The organism is Bacillus sp. mrc49 (assembly GCF_002803435.1).
In genome coordinates this window covers 1-415 of sequence record NZ_PHNG01000302.1, presented here as the reverse complement: position 1 = coordinate 415, position 415 = coordinate 1, and the positions used below count along the sequence as shown (strand labels likewise).

General features: G+C 44.3%; 1 pseudogene. It reads left to right on the top strand.

Annotated features, from left to right (window positions below):
• Positions 1-415: pseudogene (locus CVN76_RS02060) on the top strand (porphobilinogen synthase); the annotation flags it as partial.

Here is a 415-nt window from a genome sequence, read left to right as displayed (position 1 = left end):
TGCAAGTGCAGGCATGAGGGCTTTGGTCCGTGAAACACAATTGCATAAAGACGATTTGATTTATCCCATCTTCATCATTGATGGTGAACAGGTAAAAAATGAAATTAACTCTATGCCGGGTATCTATCAGCTATCCATGGATAACTTGGAGGCGGAAATGGATGAAGTGGTAAGTCTAGGGATTAAATCGGTCATTTTATTCGGTGTACCCTTTGATCATGATAAAGACGAACACGGCACCGGGGCGTTTCACCATAACGGACTTGTGCAGGAAGCAACCCGCCTAATAAAAAAACAATATCCAGAAGTCATCGTCATTGCTGACACCTGCCTTTGTGAGTATACAAGCCATGGCCATTGCGGAGTGGTTGAAGGGGAAAAAATCCTCAATGACGCTTCCAGATCGGAAGAGCAC